The organism is Lottiidibacillus patelloidae, assembly GCF_002262935.1.
Classification (GTDB): domain Bacteria; phylum Bacillota; class Bacilli; order Bacillales; family SA5d-4; genus Lottiidibacillus; species Lottiidibacillus patelloidae.
The window spans coordinates 1-1,518 of sequence record NZ_NPIA01000020.1 but is presented as its reverse complement, the minus strand read 5'-3'; the positions used below and the strand labels follow the sequence as shown (position 1 = coordinate 1,518).

Below are 1,518 nucleotides of genomic sequence, written 5' to 3'. Positions count from 1 at the left end.
AAGTAAGATCCCTTAGAGATGATGAGGTTGATAGGTCTGGTGTGGAAGCGTGGTAACACGTGAAGCTGACAGATACTAATCGATCGAGGACTTAACCAAAATATAAAAAGCGAGGCGACTGTATAGTTTCGACAAGCGCTGGAACTCATGAATGAGAAGTCCAAAAGACTTCGACTGATGGAGTGAAGCGACCTCGAGAAACTAGGAGCCGCAGCTGGACTATTAAATGTATGTGATTGTCGTTATCTAGTTTTGAAGGAACGATGTTCCTGAAAATTATAGTTGCATTAATAAAATGTACATGCTATAATACTTCTTGTCTTTAAAAAAATATGTCTGGTAATGATGGCGAAGAGGCCACACCCGTTCCCATACCGAACACGGAAGTTAAGCTCTTCAGCGCCGATGGTAGTTGGGGGCTGTCCCCCTGTGAGAGTAGGACGTTGCCAGGCATTAATAATGGAGGATTAGCTCAGCTGGGAGAGCACCTGCCTTACAAGCAGGGGGTCGGCGGTTCGATCCCGTCATCCTCCACCATTATTATGCCGGTGTAGCTCAGTTGGTAGAGCAACTGACTTGTAATCAGTAGGTCGGGGGTTCAAGTCCTCTTGCCGGCACCACTATTTTTGAGAGCCATTAGCTCAGTTGGTAGAGCATCTGACTTTTAATCAGAGGGTCGAAGGTTCGAGTCCTTCATGGCTCACCATTTTTAATAATTATATATGCGGGTGTGGCGGAATTGGCAGACGCGCTAGACTTAGGATCTAGTGCCGTATGGCGTGGGGGTTCAAGTCCCTCCACCCGCACCATATATAATGAACAAAGTGATTGAAAAGCAACTAAATAATGTAACAAAGTCCTAATTAAGCGGAAGTAGTTCAGTGGTAGAACACCACCTTGCCAAGGTGGGGGTCGCGAGTTCGAACCTCGTCTTCCGCTCCAAGATTTACTTTTGCCGGGGTGGTGGAATTGGCAGACACACAGGACTTAAAATCCTGCGGTAGGTGACTACCGTGCCGGTTCAAGTCCGGCCCTCGGCACCATTTTTTAAAACATTACAATATGATGATGCGCCCGTAGCTCAATTGGATAGAGCGTTTGACTACGGATCAAAAGGTTAGGGGTTCGACTCCTCTCGGGCGCGCCATATTATATCGGGAAGTGGCTCAGCTTGGTAGAGCACCTGGTTTGGGACCAGGGGGTCGCAGGTTCAAATCCTGTCTTCCCGACCATTAAATCTAATAATTATTTGGGGCCTTAGCTCAGCTGGGAGAGCGCCTGCCTTGCACGCAGGAGGTCAGCGGTTCGATCCCGCTAGGCTCCACCAAAGATGTTCTTTGAAAACTAAACGAAACGCCAAGCGAGTCAATCGTAATTCCTAGAGTTTATACTCTAGATAAAAGGTTCCATCAACCTTTAAAAAAAGATGGAAAATGAGCAATCAAACAAACTATTATGGAGAGTTTGATCCTGGCTCAGGACGAACGCTGGCGGCGTGCCTAATACATGCAAGTCGAG

At 47.1% G+C, this 1,518-nt stretch carries 9 tRNA genes and 3 rRNA genes; all 12 read left to right on the top strand.

From position 1 onward, the window contains the following. A 23S ribosomal RNA gene (locus CIB95_RS15975) occupies positions 1-99 on the top strand; the annotation flags it as partial. 236 nt (positions 100-335) lie between these two features. Further along, positions 336-452: ribosomal RNA gene (rrf, locus tag CIB95_RS15970) — 5S ribosomal RNA — on the top strand. 9 nt (positions 453-461) lie between these two features. After that, positions 462-537: transfer RNA gene (locus CIB95_RS15965), tRNA-Val, on the top strand. A gap of 7 nt (positions 538-544) precedes the next feature. Then, positions 545-620 (top strand) — tRNA-Thr (locus tag CIB95_RS15960). 10 nt (positions 621-630) lie between these two features. Beyond that, positions 631-706, top strand: a tRNA-Lys gene (locus tag CIB95_RS15955). Positions 707-724: 18 nt separating this feature from the next. Further along, positions 725-809: transfer RNA gene (locus CIB95_RS15950), tRNA-Leu, on the top strand. A gap of 58 nt (positions 810-867) precedes the next feature. Next, a tRNA-Gly gene (locus CIB95_RS15945) sits at positions 868-942 on the top strand. A gap of 12 nt (positions 943-954) precedes the next feature. Further along, positions 955-1,043, top strand: a tRNA-Leu gene (locus CIB95_RS15940). 27 nt (positions 1,044-1,070) lie between these two features. Further along, a tRNA-Arg gene (locus tag CIB95_RS15935) sits at positions 1,071-1,147 on the top strand. 8 nt (positions 1,148-1,155) lie between these two features. Then, positions 1,156-1,232, top strand: a tRNA-Pro gene (locus CIB95_RS15930). A 19-nt stretch (positions 1,233-1,251) separates the two neighbouring features. Beyond that, positions 1,252-1,327, top strand: a tRNA-Ala gene (locus CIB95_RS15925). A 125-nt stretch (positions 1,328-1,452) separates the two neighbouring features. Continuing rightward, positions 1,453-1,518: ribosomal RNA gene (locus tag CIB95_RS15920) — 16S ribosomal RNA — on the top strand; the annotation flags it as partial.